Source organism: Streptomyces sp. NBC_01520 (genome assembly GCF_045040375.1).
In the GTDB taxonomy this organism is placed as follows: Bacteria; Actinomycetota; Actinomycetes; order Streptomycetales; family Streptomycetaceae; genus Streptomyces.
The window spans coordinates 1,120,289-1,141,425 of the sequence record NZ_CP109404.1; the positions used below are offsets into that span (position 1 = coordinate 1,120,289).

Annotated in this window: 21 protein-coding genes and 2 pseudogenes; 14 read left to right on the forward strand and 9 right to left on the reverse strand. The window is 72.1% G+C overall.

Annotated elements, in window-relative coordinates; all coding sequences use genetic code 11:
• Positions 1–330 precede the first annotated feature (330 nt).
• Both OG524_RS05180 and OG524_RS05185 read left to right on the forward strand, forming a co-directional pair.
• A complete protein-coding gene (locus tag OG524_RS05180; protein ID WP_405809269.1) occupies positions 331–573 on the forward strand; it encodes a hypothetical protein in 243 nt (80 codons plus the stop codon).
• 310 nt (positions 574–883) lie between these two features.
• On the forward strand, positions 884–1,192 hold the full coding sequence (locus OG524_RS05185) for a hypothetical protein (protein ID WP_405392119.1): 309 nt from the start codon (positions 884–886) through the stop codon (positions 1,190–1,192).
• Positions 1,193–1,478: 286 nt separating this feature from the next.
• Here OG524_RS05185 and OG524_RS05190 read toward each other — a convergent pair whose 3' ends face one another.
• Positions 1,479–1,937, reverse strand: a complete 459-nt coding sequence (locus OG524_RS05190) for a MarR family winged helix-turn-helix transcriptional regulator (protein WP_405392118.1) — start codon at positions 1,935–1,937, stop codon at positions 1,479–1,481.
• Between the two features lie 63 nt (positions 1,938–2,000).
• On the opposite strand from OG524_RS05190, the gene OG524_RS05195 reads away from it, so the two are divergent.
• Positions 2,001–2,369 carry a VOC family protein gene (locus OG524_RS05195; protein WP_171397831.1) on the forward strand — a complete coding sequence of 123 codons (369 nt, stop codon included), beginning with the start codon at positions 2,001–2,003 and terminating at the stop codon, positions 2,367–2,369.
• A 639-nt stretch (positions 2,370–3,008) separates the two neighbouring features.
• On the opposite strand, the gene OG524_RS05200 is transcribed toward OG524_RS05195, so the two are convergent.
• Positions 3,009–3,647, reverse strand: coding sequence for a LysE family translocator (locus tag OG524_RS05200; protein WP_405809271.1), 639 nt, complete (start codon positions 3,645–3,647; stop codon positions 3,009–3,011).
• Between the two features lie 213 nt (positions 3,648–3,860).
• On the opposite strand from OG524_RS05200, the gene OG524_RS05205 reads away from it, so the two are divergent.
• From OG524_RS05205 to OG524_RS05215, 3 genes and pseudogenes are all read left to right on the forward strand, one after another.
• Positions 3,861–4,787, forward strand: coding sequence for an ABC transporter ATP-binding protein (locus OG524_RS05205; protein WP_405809273.1), 927 nt, complete (start codon positions 3,861–3,863; stop codon positions 4,785–4,787).
• On the forward strand, positions 4,784–5,596 hold the full coding sequence (locus OG524_RS05210) for an ABC transporter permease (RefSeq protein ID WP_405392115.1): 813 nt from the start codon (positions 4,784–4,786) through the stop codon (positions 5,594–5,596). Before OG524_RS05205 ends, OG524_RS05210 begins: the two co-directional genes overlap by 4 nt.
• A gap of 135 nt (positions 5,597–5,731) precedes the next feature.
• A pseudogene (locus OG524_RS05215) lies at positions 5,732–5,919 on the forward strand (MerR family transcriptional regulator); the annotation flags it as partial.
• A 278-nt stretch (positions 5,920–6,197) separates the two neighbouring features.
• On the opposite strand, the gene OG524_RS05220 reads toward OG524_RS05215, so the two are convergent.
• Positions 6,198–6,617 carry a molybdopterin-binding protein gene (locus OG524_RS05220; protein WP_405392114.1) on the reverse strand — a complete coding sequence of 140 codons (420 nt, stop codon included), beginning with the start codon at positions 6,615–6,617 and terminating at the stop codon, positions 6,198–6,200.
• 282 nt (positions 6,618–6,899) lie between these two features.
• Between OG524_RS05220 and OG524_RS05225 the strand changes: the two genes are divergently transcribed.
• From OG524_RS05225 to OG524_RS05250, 6 genes are all read left to right on the forward strand, one after another.
• On the forward strand, positions 6,900–7,295 hold the full coding sequence (locus tag OG524_RS05225) for a molybdopterin-binding protein (RefSeq protein WP_405809276.1): 396 nt from the start codon (positions 6,900–6,902) through the stop codon (positions 7,293–7,295).
• A gap of 144 nt (positions 7,296–7,439) precedes the next feature.
• Positions 7,440–8,237, forward strand: a complete 798-nt coding sequence (modA, locus tag OG524_RS05230; protein WP_405809278.1) for a molybdate ABC transporter substrate-binding protein — start codon at positions 7,440–7,442, stop codon at positions 8,235–8,237.
• A 64-nt stretch (positions 8,238–8,301) separates the two neighbouring features.
• Positions 8,302–10,239 carry an ABC transporter permease gene (locus OG524_RS05235; protein ID WP_405392111.1) on the forward strand — a complete coding sequence of 646 codons (1,938 nt, stop codon included), beginning with the start codon at positions 8,302–8,304 and terminating at the stop codon, positions 10,237–10,239.
• A gap of 120 nt (positions 10,240–10,359) precedes the next feature.
• Positions 10,360–11,460 (forward strand): hypothetical protein, encoded by a 1,101-nt coding sequence (locus OG524_RS05240; RefSeq protein WP_405392110.1) that lies wholly within the window; start codon positions 10,360–10,362, stop codon positions 11,458–11,460.
• Between the two features lie 246 nt (positions 11,461–11,706).
• Complete coding sequence (locus OG524_RS05245) at positions 11,707–12,162, forward strand: Rieske (2Fe-2S) protein (RefSeq protein WP_405392109.1); 456 nt, start codon at positions 11,707–11,709, stop codon at positions 12,160–12,162.
• Between the two features lie 214 nt (positions 12,163–12,376).
• Complete coding sequence (locus OG524_RS05250) at positions 12,377–12,541, forward strand: hypothetical protein (protein WP_405809281.1); 165 nt, start codon at positions 12,377–12,379, stop codon at positions 12,539–12,541.
• Positions 12,542–12,578: 37 nt separating this feature from the next.
• On the opposite strand, the gene OG524_RS05255 is transcribed toward OG524_RS05250, so the two are convergent.
• Positions 12,579–13,523 (reverse strand): LysR substrate-binding domain-containing protein, encoded by a 945-nt coding sequence (locus tag OG524_RS05255; protein ID WP_405392107.1) that lies wholly within the window; start codon positions 13,521–13,523, stop codon positions 12,579–12,581.
• Positions 13,524–13,596: 73 nt separating this feature from the next.
• Here OG524_RS05255 and OG524_RS05260 point away from each other — a divergent pair, with 73 nt between their 5' ends.
• Positions 13,597–14,649, forward strand: a complete 1,053-nt coding sequence (locus OG524_RS05260; RefSeq protein ID WP_405809283.1) for a DMT family transporter — start codon at positions 13,597–13,599, stop codon at positions 14,647–14,649.
• Here the strand turns inward: OG524_RS05260 and OG524_RS05265 are convergent.
• Complete coding sequence (locus OG524_RS05265; RefSeq protein WP_405809285.1) at positions 14,640–15,971, reverse strand: aminotransferase class I/II-fold pyridoxal phosphate-dependent enzyme; 1,332 nt, start codon at positions 15,969–15,971, stop codon at positions 14,640–14,642. The two genes, OG524_RS05260 and OG524_RS05265, sit on opposite strands and share 10 nt — an antisense overlap.
• A gap of 35 nt (positions 15,972–16,006) precedes the next feature.
• Here OG524_RS05265 and OG524_RS05270 point away from each other — a divergent pair, with 35 nt between their 5' ends.
• Positions 16,007–16,702: a pyridoxamine 5'-phosphate oxidase family protein gene (locus tag OG524_RS05270; protein WP_405809287.1), complete on the forward strand. Its 696-nt coding sequence runs from the start codon at positions 16,007–16,009 to the stop codon at positions 16,700–16,702.
• 49 nt (positions 16,703–16,751) lie between these two features.
• Here OG524_RS05270 and OG524_RS05275 read toward each other — a convergent pair.
• The 4 genes and pseudogenes from OG524_RS05275 to OG524_RS05290 form a co-directional block, all read right to left on the reverse strand.
• Positions 16,752–17,671: pseudogene (locus OG524_RS05275) on the reverse strand (DMT family transporter).
• A 233-nt stretch (positions 17,672–17,904) separates the two neighbouring features.
• Positions 17,905–18,957 carry an EamA family transporter gene (locus OG524_RS05280; RefSeq protein ID WP_405392103.1) on the reverse strand — a complete coding sequence of 351 codons (1,053 nt, stop codon included), beginning with the start codon at positions 18,955–18,957 and terminating at the stop codon, positions 17,905–17,907.
• A gap of 66 nt (positions 18,958–19,023) precedes the next feature.
• A complete protein-coding gene (locus OG524_RS05285; protein WP_405392102.1) occupies positions 19,024–19,560 on the reverse strand; it encodes a Clp protease N-terminal domain-containing protein in 537 nt (178 codons plus the stop codon).
• Positions 19,561–19,746: 186 nt separating this feature from the next.
• Entirely contained in the window at positions 19,747–20,352 is a 606-nt protein-coding gene (locus OG524_RS05290; RefSeq protein ID WP_405392101.1) for a PadR family transcriptional regulator, read from the reverse strand.
• Positions 20,353–21,137 lie beyond the last annotated feature (785 nt).

Sequence of the window (21,137 nt, forward strand, 5' to 3'; positions counted from 1 at the left end):
ATCTGCTACCTGGAGATCCACGACCAGGGGCAGGGTCATGGACGCCGGAGAATCACCCCGGTCGGCCCTGGGGAGAATCTGGGAAGTTCCGACCGGCGGCCCGTCCCCCGGGGAGGCCGTCGATCACAGCCCGGCGCCCCTGCGCACTTCACGTCGGCGGATCTTCGCTGTACGAAGATTCCTCAGAGGTGACTGAAGTGATCTGGGCGGGAAGCGAGTTACCCTCGGTGCACCGGACGCGGGGGCGTCCGAGGCCGACGGGTGCTGACCACACGGAGGCCCGGGGAGGGGCCTGGTGTCTTGCGCACGCGATCACCGCGACTGGCGTCGGTGAGTACGCGGACTACCGGAATTCTGATGATGGCGGCCGTGTGCGCCACGCTGATCGCAGGCATCCTGCCCTTGCCGCCCCGGGCGGAAGCCCAGGATCTGCGGCTCGCACTGTTCGGCTGCTCGCTGTTGTGCGTGCTGATGTGGATGACGGTCCCGGTGCGGGCGCGGTCCGCCTCGACACGCCCGTGCGGCCGCCGCGCCGCCCCTCCCGCAGCCTGCCCGTCCTCCTCGCGGTCCTGATCCCTCTGGCGAGTGGTGCAGCCCTGGTCCGGGCGGTCGGCCCGGACGGTGAGCGGGGTCGTTGGGTTTCGGAGGTGTACACAGCCGCCGGGGCGCCTATGAGGTTCCCGTCGAGAGGACGGTGAGCGAACCGCGGCCGACCGGGCGTGAACGTGAACGACGTCGACGAATACGCCACTGACGTCGTCGTGACGTTGCGATTCGACGACGGCCCCCGCAGGATCACCGTCCGGGACGCGAGGACCCTCGGAGTACCGGACGAGAGTGGCACGGTGGCTGTCATGTATGCCCCGGCCGCCCCGAGCTCGGCGTGCGCTACCACGACGGCTCCGGTTTCTTCACCAGTGGCGGCGTCGCACTCCTGTGGATCTGGGCGCTGACCTTGTTCGTGGCCCTGTTCGCCTCCGGGATCTTCGCCCTGGGCCGCACCGGGGTGCATGCCGCCCAAAGGTTCCTCGGTGAGGTCCACGGAGTGGCAGGGCTGGTGCTCTGTCTCGGGGTGCTCCTCCTGCTGCCCGGCGCGTACTTCCACACGTCCACCTGGGCGGGCTGGCTCCTCGCCCTCGCGGCTGCCCGCACTCCCTGGCCGGCCCTTACCTGGGTCCTCAAGCGCGGCTGAAGCGTGCTCGCCGGCCACGTGTGCCGGGTCGTCCATCGACTGCGGCCGCTCGCTGCCCCGCCACGACCACGCCCTGGTCGCATGATCAACACAGCCGCACAGCCCGGCCTCGCCTGCCCAGCCCAAGACTTCCGCATTCGATTACACCCTTGAGTATTTGTCGTCAAAGCGTCACGCCGACACAAGAGGCTCATCGTGGAAAAAGCGTAGTCGGAGACCGGCGACGGTTTCCGACGCCCGGCCGCACTCCCGGCCGGGCGCGGTGAGACGTGCGCCGAGGATCGAGCTATGCACCGTCGCTGCCGTCGCGCAGGGAATGAATCATGCTCTGCAGGATCCGGAACGCCCCCGCCTGCTCGGCCTCGGTCATGCCGGCCAGCATTCTGACCTCGACGGACCGGACCGCCACGGTCGCCTTCTCCAGGCTCCGTCGGCCGCTGGACGTGAGCCGCGCGGGAAGCACCTTCCCGACGGGCGCCTCAGCAGGCCTGGTCACGTAGCCCTCTCGTTCCAGGGTCTGGAGCAGCACGTTCATCGACTGCCGTGTCACGAACGCGCCACGCGCGAGCTCGGAGTTCGACAGGCCCGGCCGTTGAGCCAGCAGTTCGAGGCAGGAGTAGTGCGTCACGGTCATCCCGAGCGGCCGCAGCACCTCCTCCATGGCTGCGCGCAGGGCACTCGAAGCCTCTTTCAGCAGGTAGCCCAGTGATTTGTCCAGATCGACGCCGGCACCGTTTTGACTCATGTCAGGATTCTGACATACGTTGGGTTGTGTCAGGAATCTGACACGGAGATAAGGAGCATCATCATGCCCGTCACCGGCCCCGACTTCATCTCGCTCCAGGCGCGCGACCTCGACGCTTCGCAGGCGTTCTACGAGCAGTACCTCGGCCTCGTCCGCTCGCAGGCCGGACCTCCTCACGCCGTCGTCTTCGAGACGAAGCCGATCGCGTTCGCACTCCGCGACGTCGTTCCCGGCACCGATCTCGCATCCGTCGCCCAGCCCGGCATCGGTGCCGCGATCTGGCTCCACGCCACCGACGTCCAGGCCATCCACGATGCTCTCGTCGCCGACGGTCACACCATCGTCTCCGCGCCGATTGACGGCCCCTTCGGCCGGACATTCACCTTCGCCGACCCCGACGGCTACCAAGTCACGCTCCACGACCGCGCCTGATCTGCCAAACACCCCCTTCTGCGATGGGCAGGCGAGGCGGGGGTGACGGCCACTGTTGCGAGTGGAGCGTTCCACGACGTTGCGCCGTTTGCAGATCTGCGGGTCGAACACGGGCGCAGGCCCGCCCTCGGCCCCCTCGGTGAAGTCTGTTGCGGGCATCGTCGGTCCGCTCCGGAATGGTGTGCGGGATGCCGCGGCCGGGCGCGGGTCCTGTGGAGCTGCAGCCCTTGGCCCAGGACGTGGGCGGCCCGTACACCCGGCCACCCCGGCCCGAGGCAGGGGACCCGTGAGCGTCCGGGTGCCGGATTGCGGTGCCCCTCCTGCGGGCGCCGGCCTGCACGGACAGCACCGGAGTCGACCGACACCGGCCGATCGATGCCACCAACGGCATCTAATCGGACTGGCCGAGGCCGGCCGAGTAGCCGTCGACGGAGATCGAGAGGTCGCAGATCACTCTGCCCGGATGTTCGGTCACTGTGCCGCCCTCCTGCGCGGCGGCCGTCCGGCCGCTCCCGGCGCCACCCGGCTCCTGACGCTCCTTCGGATCCTCTCAGCCGAGCCGGCCGACCGGGGGCGCCCACGCCGGGGAAGCCCACGCCGACGGCCGGCCGGGCCGGATCCCGGGGACCTGCGCCGGAGTCAGTCCTTGCGCCCGGTCGCGGCCACCGTCACGCCGAGGCCGATCATCGCGAGCCCGCCGACTCCGCCGACCGTGGAGAGCCGCCGGGGCGAGCGGGCGAACCAGTCCCGCGCGGTGGCCGCGGCCAGACCCCACACGCAGTCCGAGGCGACCGCGATGACGTTGAAGACCAGTCCGAGCACGAGCATCTGAACCGGGACGTGCCCCTGTCCGGGGTCGACGAACTGCGGCAGGACGGCCGCGAAGAACACGATGGTCTTGGGGTTCGACACACCGACCGCGAACCCCTCCCAGAACGTGCGCAGTCCGCCCTGCTCCGCCCCGCCGCCGGCGAACGAGGCCCGCAGCGCACCGCGCTCCCGCCACGCCTTGACGCCGAGATACACCAGGTAGGCGCCGCCGGCCAGCTTGAGCGCGGTGAAGACGAGGACGGAGCGTTCCACGACCGTCCCGATCCCCAGTGCCACGGCCACGATGAGGAGGTAGGCGCCGAGCGTGTTCCCCACAACCGTGGTCAGTGCGGCGCGCCGGCCCTGCGCCAGCGCGCGCCCGATCACGAACAGCACGCTGGGGCCGGGGATGACGATCAGCAGGAACGACATGGCCGCGAAGTTGAGCAGGCGATCGGTGGGCACCATGAGGCCCATGCAAGCACGGGGAGGGTTCTCCGCTCCAGCGGTTTCCAGCACGCCTGACCGTCCGGCGTGCTGCCGGGGCGCACCGCCCCGGCAGCACGTCACCTCCCCGGACCGTGCGGTGCGCTCCGTCCCATGGTTCGCATGACGCCTGTCATACGAACCCATGACAGAGCGCACTGCCGCCCGGCCCCTGTCGCCGGGAGTGTGGAGTGCATGAACGCAGTCATCGAAACCGTCGGACTGAGGCGGAGCTACCGGGGGTTCGACGCCGTACGCGGCATCGACTTCACGGTCGCCCGCGGAGAACTGTTCGCCCTGCTGGGAACCAACGGCGCCGGCAAGACCTCGACGCTCGAGATCCTGGAGGGCCAGGCCACCCCCACCGGAGGGACCGTCCGGGTGCTGGGCCGGGACCCGTTCCACGACCGGGCGGCGGTCCGGCCCCGCATCGGGGTGATGCTCCAGGAGGGCGGCTTCCCACCGGAGCTCACGGTCCTGGAGACCGTCCGGATGTGGGCCGGCTGCACCACCGGCGCCCGCCCCGCCGACGAGGCCCTCGCGCTGACGAATCTGAACGCACGGCGCAGGGTACGGGTCAAGCAGCTGTCCGGGGGCGAACGCCGCCGCCTCGATCTCGCGCTCGCCCTGCTGGGCCGCCCCGAGGTGCTGTTCCTCGACGAGCCGACGACCGGCCTCGACGCGCAGTCCCGCCGCGACACCTGGGAACTGATCCGCGAACTCAAGGCCCAGGGCACCACCGTGCTGCTCACCACCCACTACCTGGAGGAGGCGGAACAACTGGCCGACCGGCTGGCGATCATGCACCGGGGGCGGATCGCCACCACCGGGCGGGTGGCCGACGTGGTGGCCGAACGCCCCTCCAGGATCAGCTTCGAGCTGCCCCGGGACCGCTTCCCCGGCGAACTGCCACCGTTCGCACCGATGGGTGTGACCCGGCACGAGACGGAGGGCCGTACCGTCCGTCTGGAGACCCGGGACCTGCAGCGCACGGCCACCGAACTGCTCACCTGGGCACAGCGGACCGGGATCGCCCTGCGGGCCCTGGACGCCCGGTCGGCGTCGCTGGAAGAGGCGTTCATGGAGATCGCCAAGAGCCTGGACAACGAGGAGACACGATGACGACGACCGCCCCCGCCCGACCGGTCGCCGCCGCCACGCCCGTGCGGACCGGCCCCGCGTCCCGCATGGCCGCCCTCGGCCGCGCGGAGCTGGCACTGCTGCTCCGCAGCAAGGCATCGCTGGTCACCGCGCTCGTCCTGCCCACCGCCATGGCCGTATCCATGCGCGGCCTGGTCAAGAGCCTCGACCTGGGCGGCACCGGGCTGTCGATCGCGACCGTCCTCGTGCCCGGCACCCTGGCCATGGCCCTGTTCTTCTCCATCTACACGAACCTGGTCGGCGTGTACGTCACGCGCCGCGAGAGCCTGGTGCTGAAGCGGCTGCGGACGGGTGAGGTGCGCGACTGGGAGATCCTCGCGGGCGGCGCGCTGCCGGCGGTGCTGCTGGCACTGGTGCAATGCGTGCTGCTGGCCGTCGGCCTGACCGTGGTCCTGGACGCGCCCGCACCCGTGGCCCCGCACCTGCTCGTCGCCGGTCTGGTCGTCGGCTCGCTGATGCTCGTGGCCGGGGCCGCGCTGACGGGCGCGATCACCCGGACGGCAGAGAGCGCGCAGCTGACGTTCCTGCCGTTCATGCTGGTGACCATGGCCGGATCCGGCCTCTTCATGCCGCGTGAGATGCTGCCGGGTGCGGCGGCCGACATCAGTGCCTGGCTGCCCTTCTCGCCGGTGATGGACCTCCTGCGGGGCGGCTGGACGGGCGACCTCGGCGCCATGGACCAGGGCCGTCTGGTGCTCGTCTCCCTGGCCTGGACGGGTGTGGCGGCCCTCGGTGTGCGGCGGTGGTTCCGCTGGGGTCCGCGCCATTGAGGCGCGCCGCCGACCGCCGGGACCGTCCGCCGCGTCGGTACGCCGCCTCCGTACCGGGCGACCGCCCCTGCCGCGGGCCACGTAGGAGCCCGCCCGGGACGCAGGCCCGTCCTGCCGTTGCCCTGGAGTGCCGGGGTGCCTTCGTACAGCATTGGCCAGGCCGCTGACCTGCTGGCCGTGAGCCCCGAGACCGTTCGCCGCCGGGCGGACGGCGGTCATCTCGCGATGGACCGGGCGGGTCCGGGAACCGGGCGATCGACGGCTTCAGCCTGGCGCGTTTCGCCACGGAGCGGGCCGCGGGTCTGCATCCGGTGCCGGACGGGGTGATGACTTCGGGAACGCCCCGGTCCTGCCGGCCACCCGGATCGACGACGAGGATCTGGACCCCGCCGGAAGTCAGCCGGTGGTGCCCGTCGACCGGTGCGGGGCGCGCTACGTCAGCGCCCTCACCCGTGTACGGGTCGGCGCGTGGCCGGAGGCCGGACACGCGGGCCGGCGCGTGGCGAGGACCTGGCTGGACGGGGCGGCACGCGGCCGCAGGCCGGACAGGCAACACGGCATGTTCCCGCAGGCCGGACAGGCGGGCCGGCCGGACCGGGGATCAGAGCGCGGCCAGCGAGATCTCGGTCGACTTGATCAAGGCGATCACCGCCGTCCCGGCCGCGAGTCCCAGATCGGTGACCGCGTCCTTGGTGATCGCCGCGGTGAGTTCACCACCCTCGACGGACACCTTGACGCGGGCCATGGCATCGCCGGTCGCGACATCGGTGACCGCGCCGGGGATCCGGTTGCGCACACTCAGCCCCTCGACCGCACCGGTGGCCAGAGACACCTCCGTCGACTTGACCAGTGCGCGGACCGAGGACCCCTGGACGAGGCCGAGTTCCCCGACGGCTTCGAGCGTGATCGCGGCCGTGATCTCCTGGCCGCCCGCGAGGCGCACCTTCACCGTGGCCATGACATCACCCGCGGTGACGGCGGTCACGGTGCCGGGGAGTTGGTTGCGGATGCTCAGACTCATGAAACGGCACCTCGAATTCGTAACGGAATGCCAGGTATCTCCTGGTCTGCATTTCCCGCTGCGCACACCCCAGCACAGCCGTCCGCCCACCCGGCGCAGGCGCGAGGGCGATCCGGCGCGTCTCGCGGCAGAGCGGGAACGGCGACCACGCGGCCGGCGCACCGCACCTCGGAACGACTCCCGGCCACACCTTCGGACCATCCTCCAAACCGCATTGCATTTGCCATGGAGCATCGCATTAAGCATTGTAAATGCAAGCCCGGAAGTCCTATTGTGTGGCACATGCAGTCCTACAGCATCGGGCAGGCCGCTCGCCTTCCCGGCGTCAGCCCCGACACCGTCCGCCGTTGGACGGATGCCGGACGGGTCACCACCCATCGGGAGGAGAGCGGGCGCGGTCCGGTCGACGGCCGGGACCTGGCCTCGTTCTCCGTCGAAGTCACCCAGGGCGGCACCGGCGAGGACGACCCGTCCTGCACATCGGCCCGCACCGCCTTCCCCGGCATCGTCACCGCCGTCAAGCTCGGCGACGTGGCCGCCCAGGTGGAGATCCAGGCCGGCCCGCACCGCCTCGTCTCGCTCCTGACCCGGGAAGCGGTCGAGGAACCGGGACTGGAGGCCGGCATGCAGGCCACCGCACGCGTCAAGTCGACCAGCGTGCACATCGACCGCACCTGATCCGCCGCTCCTCCGCCCCGCCGTCGGCGTCCGCCTTTCCCGGGCTCCCGTACGGACTCGAGCTGAGGAGGCCCCGTGCGGCGCGGCTCACCTTCATCCGCTCGGACGGCACCGGCCGACCGCGTCCCCAGGAGTCCCACCCTCATGTCTGTCACCTTCACCGGGCGGCGCACCGCGGCCGCTCTGCTCACGGCCGCCCTCCTCGTTCCGCTGGCCGCCTGTGGCAGCGACGAGAAGGACTCGGGCGACAGGGCCACGGCCTCCTCCGGCGCCCCGAAGGCGGACCTGACGGTCCTGGCCGCGTCCTCTCTGACCGACGTCTTCAGGACGGCCGGTGCGGCGTACGAGAAGGAGCACCCCGGAACGAAGGTGACGTTCTCGTTCGGGGGCTCCCAGGAACTCGCCGCCCAGGTCCAGCAGGGCGCCCCCGCGGACGCCCTGGTCACCGCGGACACCAGGACGATGGACGGCCTCGGGTCCGACATCGGAACGCCCACCGTCATCGCGAAGAACCGTCTGGTGATCGCGACGGGCAAGGGCAACCCGGAGAAGGTCGAGAGCCTGAAGGACCTCGCCGGCCCCGAGCTGAAGGTCGTCCTCGCGGCACCGGAGGTTCCGGTCGGGCGTTACAGCAAGCAGATCCTGGACACGCAGAAGATCGACGTGAAGCCGGTATCGGAGGAGCCCAACGTCCGCGCCGTCCTCAGCAAGGTCGAGCTGGGCGAGGCGGACGCCGGCCTCGTCTACCGGACGGATGCCGCGACGGCCACCGACAAGGTCGACGCCATCGACATCCCGGACGCCCAGAACGCCGTCGCCTCCTACCCCGCGGCGACCCTGAAGACCTCGAAGAACAGCGAGGCCGCGACCGCCTTCGTGACGTGGCTGTCGACCCCCGAGGCCCAGAAGATCCTCACCGACGCGGGCTTCCAGAAGCCGTAACGGGCCACCTCCCCGTGCGGGCGGCCGGGCCGCCCGCACGGCACTCCCAGCTCAGGAATCCCTGATGAGACGCCTTCACCGACGTGCCACCGGTCCCCGCGCGCCGATCGCCCTGGCGATCCCCGCCCTGCTGGCCGTCGCCTTCCTGCTGCTGCCGCTGGCCGGGATCCTCTCCCGCACCTCATGGGGCGACCTGGGCACTCATCTGACCAGCCCGGAGACGACCCGGGCGCTGGCGCTGTCCCTGGTCGTGTCCGCCTGGGCGCTGGGCCTTTCCGTCGTCCTCGGCGTTCCCCTGGCCTGGCTGCTGGCCCGTGTCGACTTCCCCGGCAAGGCCTTCGTCCGCTCCCTGGTGCTCCTGCCGATGGTGCTGCCGCCCACCGTCGGCGGCGTCGCCCTCCTCCTGGCCTTCGGCAGGCGTGGCCTCCTGGGGCCCTGGCTGGAGGACACGTTCGGCATCACCCTGCCGTTCCACACCTCCGGTGCCGTCCTCGCCGCGACCTTCGTCGCGATGCCGTTCCTGGTCATCAGCCTCGAAGGGGCGCTGGGCGGACTGCGCCCCCGTTACGAGGAGACCGCGGCCTCCCTGGGAGCTTCACCGGTGCGGGTGTTCTTCACCGTCACCCTGCCCATGGTCGCGCCGGGACTCGCCGCGGGCGCCGCCCTGACCTGGGCACGGGCCCTGGGTGAGTTCGGTGCGACGATCACCTTCGCCGGGAATCTCCCCGGCACCACGCAGACGCTGCCCCTCCAGGTCTATCTGCTGCTCCAGGACAACCCGGAGGCCGCCACCTCGGTTTCCCTGTTCCTGCTCGCCATCGCCATGGTCGTACTCGTCTCCCTGCGCGGGCGCTGGACCGGCACCCCGAACACCCCGGAACGTCCTCGGACTTCGGTGGCCGATTCCGGGCCCGCCGCGCAGAGCGACGCCCCGGAGACCACGGACACCCCCGAAGGGTCCGGGGGCAGTTGGCCGCTCCACGCCGCGGTCACCGGCTTCAACCACCTCACCCTCGACGCGGATGCCGGGACGACGATCGCCGTCGTCGGCCCCAACGGCGCCGGCAAGACCACACTGCTGCGCGCGCTCCTCGGCCTCACCCCGCGCGCCCACGCCGAGCTCCGCCTGGGCGATACCGACGTCACCGCTCTCCCTCCGCACCGCAGAGGCGTGGCCTGGGTCCCGCAGGACGGCGCTCTCTTCCCTCACATGAACGCGCTGGCCAACACGGCGTACGGCCTTCGCGCGCACGGTGTGCCGCGCGCCGAGGCCCGGCGCAGCGCCCAGCAGTGGCTGGACCGTCTGGGCGTGGGTCATCTCGCGCACCGCAGGCCGGCCGAGATCTCCGGCGGCCAGGCGCAGCGCGTCGCCCTCGCCCGGGCCCTGGCCGCCCGGCCCCGGCTGCTCCTGCTCGACGAACCGCTCGCCGCACTCGACCAGACCACCCGTGCCCACGTCCGGCACACCCTTCGCCGCCATCTCGACGGCTTCGGCGGCGTGTGCCTGATCGTCACGCACGACCCGGTCGAAGCCGTCGCGCTCGCCGACCGGGTCCTGGTCCTCGACGACGGCCGGGCCCTGCAGGACGCCCCGCCCACCGAGGTCACCCGCCACCCCCGCTCCCCCTGGGTCGCCCGCATGCTCGGCCGCAACGCCTGGCCCGGCATCGCGACGGCCGAAGGCGTCCAGCTCGGCGGCGGCGGAGTCCTCGTCGCCGCGGACCCGCTCCCGCCCGGTACGAACTGCCTCTCGGTCATCGCCCCGGAAGCCGTCGCCGTACACCGGGACAGGCCCACCGGCAGCCCGCGCAACGTCTGGCCCGGCACCGTACGGGAGATCACCGCCAGCGGGAGCCGCCTCCGCGTCCTGATCACGTCGGACCACACGCCGGACCTGGTCGCCGAGATCACCCCGCAGGCAGTCGCCGAACTCGGGCTCGCCGAAGGAACTCCCGTCTGGACCTCCGTCAAGGCGACGGAAGCAACGGTCGTCGCCCTCTGAACGAACCCTGGCCCAGGGTGACTCGGGTCCTGGGCGGGCCGGTGAGCTGTGTGATGATGCACGCTGGCCGACCGGCTCCGGGGAGAGACCGGGCGGGTGAGAAGGGGCGGGGAGAACGGCGTGCGCAAGGGTGGGGAATCCATACCGGACGAGGAATGGGAGCGCTTCCTGAGGGAGGCGGAGGCCGGGAGCGCGGGTGCGCCCGAGGAACCGTCGGCGCGGGCCCGGATGGTGACGCGGCGACTGCGGGAGGAACCCGGCCCGCCGGAGGGATGGCGGGCCCACCGGCCGGCCCGCCCGCGAAGGAGGAAGGGCTGGTACGCGGCCGGTCTGCTGGCGGTGGTCTGCCTGCTGGTCGTGGTGCTGATCCCCGGGCGGGTGGCCGGGTGGTTCGGAGTCGGGAACGGGGGTGGCGGGGGTACGCCCCTCGCCGCGGAGTCGGAACGTCCGGATGGGCCGCCGGCGCGGGAGACGTCGGTCCGGCCGCCGACACTGGAGGAGCCGTTCAGGGGGTCGCCCGCGGCGCGGTGGGGCGACGGGACCGCAGCGCTCCCGCTGCCCGCGGCCCGGGCCACCGGCTGGATGAGCAAGGAGCAGGTCGCGCAGGCGCTCGACCGGACCCAGGACTTCCTCGCCGCGTCGAGCCTGGACCCCGGTGTGCTGCGGGGGGAGCGGCCGGCGAAGGCGATCGCGCTGATCAATCCGCATCAGCGGGACGTCCGGGACTACCTGGCCGCCGCGTTCCGCACGCCGAGCCGGGACAACGATCCTCTGTTGCTGTTCAGCCGTTTCGCCGAGGACGATGTGCGGCTGGTCGGCGACGTGGTCAAGACCCGCGGGCGGATCACGTACCGGGAGGGTGAGCGCGGTGCGGTCGAGGTGACCACCGATGTCACGTACGTCTATCCGGTCGTACGCGCCGCTCCGGGCAGCGACGAGGTCGCCCGCACCATCGTGCGCCGCGAGGTCGTGATGAGCTGGGACGACCCGGAGAAGATCATCATCGAGCCGGGGACGTTCTCCCTCGTCTCCTACAAGGTGGACACCACCAACGGCGGTTGCGACACCCACACCGGCTACCTCACCCCCGAGTTCACCGCCGAACGCGCGGTCAAGGGCCCGGGGGAAGGACCCGAGGTCGACCCGTACGACCGGAGCACCTCGCTGGACGCGCGCATCGGTGAGAGCGGCGCGGAATGCGGGAGAGCCACGCGCTCGTGAACGGCCGCGGGCCGTCGTCCGTGCCCAGCCCCTCTCCGGCATCGGCGCGGCGACGGCGGCCGCCCTGCTCGATGCCGCCGGCGTCGGCAGGACGGGGACGGCCCGCCGAAGGCACCCGCGCGAGGTCAGGGACCGTCGGCCCGGACACGATCCGCTCCCGGAGGATTTCCCCGCGCCCTGAACGCCGGGCCGCACCGGCCCGTATCCATGTTCGACGTCATGTAATCCGATGAAGGGAGCGCCGGAATGAGCGCATCGCAGAAGCGTCAGGTCCGCTTCGGGCGCCGCACCGTGGTCACAGCGGTCGGTGCGGCGGGAGTGGCGGCCGCTCTCACCGCGTGCGGCGGCGCGGAGGACTCGGAAGGGTCTGACACGGTCCGGCCGGCCGGGGAGGGCGACGGTGCGAACGGCGGCGGAGCGGTCCTCGCGAAGACCACCGACATCCCGGAGGGCGGTGGTGTGGTCTTCGCCGACCAGGGCGTCGTGGTGACGCAGCCGAAGGCCGGTGAATTCAGGGCGTTCTCCTCGAAGTGCACCCACCAGGGCTGCGCGGTGAAGGGCATCGCCGACGGCATCATCAACTGCCCCTGCCACGGCAGCACGTTCGACGCGGCGACCGGCGCGGTGACGGGTGGCCCGGCGACGCAGCCGCTGCCCGAGAAGCCGATCCAGGTGCAGGGCGACTCGATCACCCTCGCCTGAGCGGAACCCGGAGCCCAGGGCTCCGCCGGGTGTCCGCGTCGGCACCGCGACGTGAACCGCCCGGCGGAACCCAGGGCGTGATCACGGGCGGGCCTCGTCGGGACACTGCGGTTCGCCCGGGACGGCACATCGCTCCAGCTGCACTCCCCACCCCGGAACCTGAGCCGGCAGCACCTGCGGCAGGACCCGAAGTTCGCGGTGGCGGCCGACGACGGTGCGGAGTACGGGGAGCGGCGCGGAGCTCCCCGGCGATGCGGAGTTCGTCGGCGGGATCCCGCGCAACGGTGCGGAGTGCGCCGAACTGGATCCGCCCGGGCGGGCGTTCGCATCGGGGTACTTCGGCATGGACACCCTGCCGCACGACGGGCGCCATGCCTGACTGCGGCTCACCCCGCGGACCGTCACGTCCTGGGATTTCAGGAAGCCGCCCGATCCGGCCCGAGGTCCTGGACCACCGGGGTGTCCAGCGCCCGGCCGGCGGCGCGCAGCGCCTCCACCACAGCCCTGATCGACGGCCGGCGGTCCGCGTCCGTGCGCCACACCGCGTGGACATGGCGGCGCATCGTCTGCCGCACCGGCACGAGCCGCACGCCGGCCGGCACCGGCCCGCGGCCGAGCCTGGGCGCTACGCAGACGCCGAATCCGGCGTCGATCAGAGCCAGTTGCGTGTGGTGCTCGCCCGCGAGGTGCGCGATGCGCGGCTCGATACCCTTGGACCGCAGCGTGAACATCAGCCAGTCGTAACAGAATTCGCCCTCCGGCCAGGACACCCACTCGTCGTCGGCGAAGTCCTCCAGGTCGACCTCCGTACGGTCCGCGAGCGGATGGCCGGCCGGCATGGCGATGTCCGGTGCGTCGTCGAGGATCTCGGCCTTGGCCAGTCCACCGGGGACGGGCAGCCTCTTGTTGCTCCAGTCGAGCACCACGGCGAGGTCGACGTCCCCCCGGAGCACCGCGCGGATCCCACTCTCCGGCTCCAGCTCCGTCGTGCGCAGCCTCAGCTCGGGATGATCCGTGCGAAGCGCGGTGAGGGCGGCCGGGAACAGCCCGCGGGCAGCCGTCGGGAAGGCCGCGATCCTGACCTCGCCCACCACCTGGCCGCGCTGGGCCTCGATGTCGGACTGCGCGATCGCCACCTGGGACAGGATCTTCGCGGCATGGTCGGCGAGCAGTTGGCCCGCGTCGGTGAGGCGGACCCCGCGGCCGTTCTTGGCGAGCAGCTGCTGCCCCACCTCGCGCTCCAGCTTCGACATCTGCTGGGAGACCGCCGACGTCGTGACATGAAGACCGTCGGCGGCCCCGCTCACCGAACCGTGCCGGGCCAGGGCATCCAGCGTGCGCAGGCGCTCCAGATTCAACATGTAAGCGATGCTACGCGAAAGGAGCCACAAATTCTCACTTGTCCTACGTGAATCAGGCCGTCATCGTGGAGCCATGAGCGCCCCTTCCGCACCGCGAACCGTGCCGCCGCCCGGCACCCCCCTGCCCTCCGCAACCACCACCGCCCCGCGCCCGGCCGTGGACTGGCGCATCCGGTTCGTGGCGCTCTCCCTCATCTGGGGTTTCAGCTTCCTTCTCATCAAGGTCGGCACGGACGGATACGCGCCGTTCCAGGTCACGTTCGGACGCCTGCTGTTCGGCACGGCGGTCCTCGCCGTGGCGATGGCGGTCCGCCGTGAGCGGCTGCCGCGCTCCGGGCGGACCTGGGGCCATCTCTTCGTGGCCGCGTTCTTCCTCAACGCGCTGCCGTTCTCCCTCTTCGCGTACGCCGAGCTGACCATCCCGTCCACCCTCGCCGGGATCTGCAACGCGACCTCCCCCCTGTGGGGCATGGCCCTCTCGCTCGTCGCCCTCTCCGAGGACCGGCCGACCCGTCGCCGCGTCGCCGGGCTGGGCCTGGGCTTCATCGGCGTGCTGACGGTGCTGGGCGCCTGGCAGGGGTTCTCAGGACTGGACCTCAGCGGTACGGCGATGGCCCTCCTGGCCTCCCTCAGCTACCCCGTCGGCTGGATCTACCTCCGCCGTACCCTGGCGGGAACCGGCTCGTCGGCGCTGGCGATGACGGGCAGTCAGCTGTTTCTCGGCACGCTCCAACTCGCCGTGGTCACGCCTCTGTTCACCTCGTTCCCCGACCGCGTCCCGCTTCTCCCGACGCTCTCCGTGATCGCCCTGGGCGCGCTCGGAACGGGCCTGGCCCTCCTCATCCAGTACGGCCTCGTCACCGAGGTCGGCCCGACGACGGCGCAGATGGTCACCTACTTCATCCCGGTGATCGCCACCGCGGCCGGCGTGGCCCTCCTCGACGAACGGCTGAGCTGGAACACCCCGGTCGGCGCCCTCATCGTCCTCGTCGGCGCGGCACTCACCCAGAGCCGGGCCCGCGGCGGACCCGTCCCGACTCCCGTCGAATCGCCCGGAGCAACCAAGCCGCCCGGATCGCCCGAGGACCGGACCACCGAAGCGCGCAGCCACGCCGCTCAGCCGTAGCTGACGGGCCGGACGGGCCCCGCCGCCGCCGCGACCGCGTCCGCCAGGGACGCGATGTCGGCCGCGGCCAGCGGGGACACCGTCAGCCGCAACCCCTGCGGCGAATCCATCCGGAAGGTCGCCCCCGGGGCGACGGCCCAGCCCGACTGCAGCAGCCGGGCCACCGCGCCGGTCTCGTCACTGACGGGCACCCACACGTTCATCCCGCTCCGCCCGTACGCCGGGACGCCCCGCGCTTCCAGAGCACCGATGAGCGCGTCCCGGCGCTCCCCGTAGGACCGGGCGATCGCCGTCGCGTCCACCGCCCCCGACGTCCACAGGTGCACCACGGTCCGCTGCAGCAGCCTGCTGACCCAGCCGGGCCCCAGCCACTGCCGTCCGGTCACCCGGTCCACGGTCAGCGCGTCGCCCGTGAGGACCGCGAGACGCAGGTCCGGTCCGTACGCCTTGGCGACGGACCTGACGAACGCCCAGCGTTCCGTGACCCCGGCCAGCGGATGCAGCGGAAGGTCGACGATGGCGTGGCCGTGGTCGTCCTCGACGAGCAGGACACCGGGGTGCTCCGCGAGAACGGCCCGGAGCTCGGCCGCCCGGCCGCCGCTCACCGCCGCACCGGTCGGGTTCTGCGCCCGGTCCGTGACGACCAGCGCCCTGGCCCCCGCCCGCAGCGCCCGCTCCACCTCGCCCGGCAGCGGCCCCTCATCGTCCAGTGCGACCGGTACGGCACGCAGCCCGAGCGCAGGGACGAGGTCCAGCAGACCGCCCCACCCCGGGTCCTCGACGGCGACCGCGTCACCGGGCCTGAGATGCGCGGACAGCACCCGCTCGATCGCGTCGAGGGACCCGGAGGTGACCGCGAGCGGCCCGCCGGGCACACCGTCGGCGTCCATCGCGGCCCGCGCGAACGCCTCGAGCTCGGCCAGGACGGGGGCTTCCCCGTACATGCCGGGCTGCTGTGCGTACGCCCGCGCGGCTGCGGCCAGCGCCTCACCGATGTCCGGCAGGAGGGCCGGGTCCGGGTTGCCCTTGCCAAGGTCGCGCACACCCGGCGGCGCCTCGATCCGGAGGGAGCCACGCGCGGTGCTCGCCGGGCGCGAGCGCACCCTGCTGCCCCTGCGGCCCGCCGTCTCGATCACCCCGCGCTCGCGGAGCGTCCGGTAGGCGGCAGCCACCGTGTTCGGATTGACGCCGAGCAGGGCCGCCAACTCACGCATGGGGGGCAGCACATGACCGGGCGCGAGGTCTCCCGAGCCGACCCCGCGCTCCACGCTCGCGGCAATTTCCGATGCACGCCGCCCACTGATCCGATACTCTCCTAGCACAAACTTTATTATGCACTAGTGCAACGGAGGAAGCAATGCCCGGCACGGTTACGCCCGACAGCACCGGAACGGACACCGCAGCCCCCTACGAACCGACCGGGCGTACGGTCCCGAGCCGGTCCAAGGAGCGCGCCTCGTACGACCGGGAGCTGGTCCACTCGATCCTCGACGAGGCGTACCTCTGCCACCTGGGTTTCGTCCGCGACGGCGCGCCGGTCGTGCTCCCGACGCTCTTCGGAAGGGTCGGCGAGCGGCTGTACGTGCACGGCTCGACCGGATCCCGCCCGCTGCGCGAGACGCGCGCGGCGGACCCGGGCATGGCGGTCTGCCTGACGGTCACCCACGTGGACGGCCTGGTCCTGGCCCGCTCCGCCTTCCACCACTCGATGAACTACCGCTCCGTGGTGGTCCACGGCATCGCCCGTACGGTCACCGACCCGGAGGAGCGGCGCATCGCGCTCGACGCCATCGTCGACCAGGTCGTACCGGGCCGGTCCCGGGACTCGCGGCCTGCCGACGCGAAGGAGCTCGCCGCCACGGCCGTCATCCGCCTGGATCTCGAGGAGTTGTCCGCGAAGGTCCGCACCGGCGGACCCAACGACGATCCGGCGGACCTCGCACTGCCGTACTGGGCCGGCGTGGTTCCGCTGGCCCACGGATACGCCGCACCGGTGCCGTCCGACGACCTGGACCCCGCCGTCCAGGTGCCGGACTATCTGACCGCGCTCTGAAGCGCACCCGGATCACGGCGGGCCCGCCCGGCGACGGGCCCGCCCCCGGTCAGGCGGACACCGCCGCACGGCTCCGGCGGGCGGCCGCCGCACCGCGCGTCTCGGTACAGGCGAGTCCCGCCACCGCGGCGAGCAGGAGCAGCGTGCCGATGACGGTGGCGGCGGTGAGCCGCTCCCCCAGGACCGTCACCGCGATGACCGTGGCACTCACCGGTTCCAGGAGCATGATCACGGAGACCGTCGCCGACCGGACGGCCGCCGCGCCCGAGAAGTACAGCGCGTAGGCGAGGGCGGTCGGGACAGCGGCCACGTGGACCAGCAGCCACAGCACCTGCCCCGTCGCGGCGGTGTGCGGCACGAGCCCTTCGGCCGCCGCCATCGGCAGCAGTCCGACGGCGCCGGTGCCGAAGGCCCACGCGCTGGTGGCGAGGGCGTCCCCGCCGCACCGTCACGGCCCAGCCAACGGGTCAGCAGGGTGATCGCCGCAAAGCCGGCGGCGGACAGCAGGGCGAGCAGCACCCCGGCCGGCCGCACCTCGGCCGCCTCACCGCCGAGCACCAGCACGGCCAGTCCGGTGAGCGCACCGGCCACGGCGGCGATCCCGCCCCGGCCCAGCCGCTCCCCCAGGATCAGCCGCGCACCGACGGCGATGAGCACGGGCCCGCCCTCAGGGTGACGACGGTCCCGACGGCGAGGCCGGCAGCTTCGACCGCGGCGAACTGGGCGCGCTGGAACACCGCGAGGCCGACGCCGGCCCCGAGGATGCGCAGCAGCCGCCGACGGCCGGACTCCGTGGAGGGCCGGGGACGCCGGGGGCGCAGCGCGAGCACCCCGGCCAGCAGGACGAGTCCGCCCGCACGACGCCAGAACGACAGGGCGAGAGGGCCGAGATCGCTGACCCGGAACAGCCAGGGACGCGGCGGCGCCCGCAGTACCCCAGGCGAGACCGGCGACGACGGGATGGAGCAGGCTCCGCCCGATGGGACGACGGGATGGAGCAGGCTCCGCCCGATGGGCAGGCCGGAAGCAGGCAGGGACATACGGAGTCTCCGGAAGAAGAGGAGGGAAGGGTGGTCGCTCGGCTCCGCACGCGGGCAGCGACGACCCGCTCGGGACGTGCCCGGGCCCGGTCTTCGTCAGGAGTGGCTGCCGCGCGTCAGGCGGCAGGAGGCGGAAGTACGGTGCGCTGCATGATCGCCACCCTACGATGAGGCCGGACGGCCGGACAGCTCACCTTCGGCGGCACCGGACGCACGGATGCCCGGCGTCCCCCCGGTGCGGAGCTCCGGCGTTCCCGGGCCGGATGCCACCGGTCCGGACGGCGGCCTGGGCGCGGAGGACTGCGCGATGAAGGCCCCGATCAGGACGACGCCACCGCCCACGAGCTGGGGTGTGGAGAGGTGTTCGCCGAGCAGCACCCAGGCGAGCACGGTCGCGATCACCGCCTCCAGGCAGGCGACGACGCCCGCCACCTGGGGCGAGAGCAGCCGTACGGACACCACGCCGGTGGCATAGGCGAGCACGGTCGCGAGCAGGACGATCCAGCCGAGCAGCAGCCATGCGGGGACCTGATGTCCGTTCATGGCCGCGTTCCCGCCGAGTGCCGCCCAGTCCATCCCCCACGGCCTGGCCACCACGGTGAGGACAGCCGCGCCGACGAGCAGTCCGTACGCGATCACGCCGACGGGATGCGGCGGCTCGGTGTCCGTTGCGCCCCCGTCCGGGGTGTCCTGGCTGCCCTGGTCGGACAGGACGAAGTAGCCCACCTGACAGCACGCCGCCCCGAGGGCGAGCAGCAGCCCCACGGCGTCGAAGCTCAGACCCGCCCAGACCTCGACGACACAGGCGAGTCCGCCGACGGCCAGCACCACACCGGCCGCGGCGGCCCGGGTCACGGGCCTGCGCTGCACGAAGCGCACCCAGCCGAGGACCAGCGCGGGCGCCAGGTACTCGACGAGTAGGGCGACCCCGACCGGGATGCGGGAGATCGAGGCGAAGTAGAAGGCCTGGACCCCGGCCACGGCGAACAGTCCGAACCCGGCCAGCAGGGCGGGCCGTTCACGCACCAGGTTCCGGTGCTGCCAGGCGACGGGCAGCATGACGAGGGCGGCACCGGCCACCCGCAGCCACACCACGTGCAAGGGGTCGAGCCCGGCCTCGATCAGCGGCTTGGCCGCCACCCCTGAACCACCGAATGCGAAGGCCGAGGCAAGGGCGAGGCCCAGACCGGCGCTTCTCCTCTGAGACGCGTGCATCGGCACATCATGGCAGCTGACGTCAGGAGCGTCACCACCGTCACCCCTGTCGATCCGCGCCCATGATCACCCCGGCGCCGCCCCGGTCAGCCGGTCGGCCGTCCGGCCCGCGAGCCATGCCGCGTCGACGCCCGCACGCTCCAGCACCTCGACGGCCCGGCACTGCCGGTCCGCCACCAGCGCGGCAAGGAGATCGAGGCCACCGGCGCGGGGCTCACCACGCAGACCCGCACCCCGCACCGCCCGGGCCAGGGCCGCCGCGGCCGAGGGCGACCACACGTCGGCCGCGTCCCGCAGGGCGGGCAGCGCACCCGAGCGTTCCTGCACACCCTGCCAGCGGAGGCCGTACCCGATGCTGCGCTGCACGAGATAGCCGAGGACCCTGGCCAGCCGCGGGCCGTCGCCGAACGCCTCCCGGACCTCGGGATCCGACTCGATCAGGGAGTGGAGAAGGTGCGCCGTGTCGATGTGACGGTCACCGTCACGCATCGCCCGTCTGCGCGCACCGGTCGCGGCCGCGGCCGTCTCCGCGGTGAGCCCGGTCGCGGGCTCGACGGGGTTCGGCGGGGCCTGTAGGGGGATCCCTCGTGTCGGATTGTGCACGATTCCCACCTCATCAGCCCCGAAGGGCGAATACATCCCCGGTACGGCCCATCCGGCCCTACCACCGAGGACGGGCACGTCCGGGTGGTTCCTCATCCCTACGGATGAGATCTCGCCACCGGGAACAGCAGGGGCCCCGCGGACCTGCCGCGGGGCCCCTGCCGGCCGCGGTCCGTACCGCACGACTCAGCGATCGTCGTCGGCGAGGATGAGGTACAGCTTCTTCCGGGCGTCGTTGATCACGGTGAGCGCCTTCTGCCGCTGGTCGGCCGAGCCGGTCTTCCAGACCTGGCCGAACGCCTCCATCAGACCGAAACCGGCCTGCCGGATCTCGTTCACGCCCTCCCAGTCAACACCGCGCCCCGCTTCCTCCCACGGCGCCTCGGAACCGGATTCGGCCTCGGTGCGGCCCGCCTCGGTGAGCGTGAACAGCTTCTTGCCGCCCTCGCTGGCGCTGACGATCAGCCCCTCGTCCTCCAGCAGTTGGAGCGTCGGGTAGACCGAGCCGGGACTGGGCCGCCAGGCCCCGCCGCTGCGCTCGCCGATCTCCTGGATCATCTCGTAGCCGTGCATCGAACGGTCCTTGAGCAGCGCCAGGATCGACGCGCGTACGTCACCGCGCCGCGCCCTTCCTCGACCGCCACCCCTGCCGCCGCGCCCACCGCCGCCGCCGAAGGGTCCGCCGCCGAAGGGCGGCCCGAACGGCCCGAAAGCGGCCCGTCCCCCCTCGAAGCCCGGCCGGCCCTGGCGCCCGGGGCCGTAGTTCCCGTGTTCGTGTCCATGTGAACGCATCGCTGCGCTCCTCTCATCGTTGATCGGTCATGATACGTCAACGATATATCGGAAGCTATCGCCTGACAAGGAGGGCACAGGGCAGCGCGATTGTGCTGCCCACTCAATCGAGTCGCTGTCTCGACGAACTTGGTCCCGCGGTGGTCAGCACCCAGCCTCGGTGACGGCCGCGGTGGCCCATGGCAGGCTGGGCGCCGTGGCTGATTCGCCGGCACACCCGGGACAGCCGGTGACCGTCCTGCGGGACGGCAGACTCCGGGCCCCCGGGCCTCAGGTGGGGCAACGTCGTCGCCTATGGCTGGGGCTTCGAGAAGCAGGGGCAGCAGTACATCCAACGGAGCTTCGTGTTGCTCGACGACGGGATCCAGATCAATCAGCCGGTCCTCTTCCCTCCTGAGCAGCGAGGCTGGTGATACTGCGACCTGGTGGCTGTTGTCCAGGAGGGCGAGCTGCTACGGGTCGACGACCTGTGGATCGACGTCATCGTCGGGCCGCCCGACCACCCCTACCGCCTCCTCGACCTCGACGAATACGCCGAGGCCATGGCCGACGGCCGACTGAGCCCCGCTGAGGCCGCGGACGGCTTGATCCGAACCCAACGCTTCCTGGACCGGCGGTTGAACCGCCGACACGACGTGGAGCGCAGCCGGCCGGACTTCCCACCCGCCGAGGTCGAGGCCATGCTGTTGTCCGCCGGCCTTCCTCGCGACTGGACGCTCATGGAGAGCTGGGTGCGGTCCGATCGGGACGGAACAGCACCACACAGTGTGCCCTCGGAGCGGGGA